Origin of the sequence: Rhodoferax sp., assembly GCF_037143375.1 — a bacterium.
Lineage (GTDB): Bacteria > Pseudomonadota > Gammaproteobacteria > Burkholderiales > Burkholderiaceae_C > Rhodoferax.
In genome coordinates, this window is sequence record NZ_JBAWYV010000307.1 from 1 (window position 1) to 1,667 (window position 1,667).

At 50.4% G+C, this 1,667-nt stretch carries 3 protein-coding genes; 1 reads left to right on the forward strand and 2 read right to left on the reverse strand.

Translation table 11 applies throughout. The annotated features are described in order from the left end of the window. On the reverse strand, positions 1 to 473 hold a 473-nt coding region (locus WCG50_RS19290), incomplete at its 3' end, for a hypothetical protein (RefSeq protein ID WP_336901212.1). Positions 474 to 953: 480 nt separating this feature from the next. Between WCG50_RS19290 and WCG50_RS19295 the strand changes: the two genes are divergently transcribed. Continuing rightward, positions 954 to 1,307, forward strand: a complete 354-nt coding sequence (locus WCG50_RS19295; RefSeq protein ID WP_336901213.1) for a hypothetical protein — start codon at positions 954 to 956, stop codon at positions 1,305 to 1,307. A gap of 99 nt (positions 1,308 to 1,406) precedes the next feature. Here the strand turns inward: WCG50_RS19295 and WCG50_RS19300 are convergent. Continuing rightward, the coding region (locus WCG50_RS19300; protein WP_336901214.1) for a hypothetical protein at positions 1,407 to 1,667 on the reverse strand (261 nt) is incomplete at its 5' end.

Genomic DNA, 1,667 nt, shown 5'->3' on the forward strand with positions numbered 1-1,667 from the left:
ACCGCCGGCAACACGGCATGCAGTCCCCACAGGACAAAGTACGGCAACTCCACACGTGCGTGGGCGCTATGAAACGGGTAGTTGTTCAGGATGGCGAGCGCGTCATCCGAGGCATGCCAAATACCTAGATCATTTTTGCACGAGAGCTCGTACTCATCGAAATTCCTGTTCATGTGCATGACGCTTCTTTGGATCATCGGTAGCACCGGCATCGCCAGCAACCGATCAACCAGGCTCATGCTCAAAGGAATCGAAATTCGCAATTGACGCTTTGAGACCACTACGGGATCGTCAGCGTCTTCGTTCGGCCCCTTCTCTGATTTAAGACTTGGCAGCACATTCGCTTGCAGTAACTTGGCGGCCGCATGCTTGCTCTCTTGCGCAGTACTTTTTTTGTTTTTTGGTGTCGATGGGCTGACCGCCACTGAACTGGAGTCAAGCTGATTCTTAACGGAAGCATTAATAATTTTCATATTTCGTTTCTCCCTTGGGTTGTTGATGGGGCGCAACGCGACTGCCGCGCCGAGGTCTGTTCATCAGGCTAGTTTGATGAGCAGCCAAGTTTTGGTAGCTGCTTTATTGATAGCTGATGATATCAATTGAAAATAACATTGTCAAGAGCCGCCCAAGGTGGTGGAAAACATTTCATCAGATTTGTGTTCAGTGCAGCTCGTAATATGCACTACTGATGAGCATGGACACGCCACCAATAAAAAACGTATTCGCAGTGAGACTGGCAGGGTAATTGAGATATCATTCAATACCATGATTAAGGCAAATAACCAATGTCATCAAATGCCATCTTACGCAGGCATCCGATGATTCATGCGCCCTGCCCTGTATGACAAGAACAAACTTGCCTGCCCGGCATGAGCAACGATCACTTTCGAATACATTGATATCAGAATAATTGATCGTCAAACAATGACGCCTTTCGCTGGAGCAGCCAATTCATGAAGAAGCCAAATTACAACTTCGGTAGCGGAAATTTCTACACGCTGACCCAGCCCATCGAAGTCAAAATCGCCGGCACGCCCGTGACCGCTGCTCCTGGCGTGGGTCTCGCACCACTGCCAAGTCTTGATGAATCGCATCGACCGCTGGTGGTCGTGACCGGACGCGGTAAGACCGCAGGACGAGTGTCAACCCTGGTTCGCCTACGTCCGGATGTGGTCAACGAAATCAAAGCGTGTGTTGACGCGCCCTTGTATTTAATCGTCGAAATTGCACTGCGCAGGTACGCTCAGGAGCTGCGTGCCCGACCTGAAGGTTCTGTTGAAATGATCAGGGCTTCGGACCTCGGCTAAACAACGTTCTCAGATCTATGCTGATTAGGGCTCGCGCTTGTTTTGATCTACATGACGTTTGCGGCAAATCGATTATTTTGATCGCCAGTAACAATCAGGTCAAGTGCCGGAGTCCGCTTGGGTGCGTGTTGTCGTGCAGTCGCAGATGGTCTGCATTTCGGGTAGCCAGTTTGAGAGGTGAAGTTGATTGGACAAGGGTACCGGCAGGATTACGAGCGGATCTGCGTATAGTGGCCTTTCAATTGACTTCGAAAGATCAATACAGCTAACACTGGCGGCGGAAAAGTCTTGGTCGGGTCTGCAGCGCAAGCCGACCACCACGACAGGCGGGTTAATGGAAGTGTAGTTCAGTGACTTGCC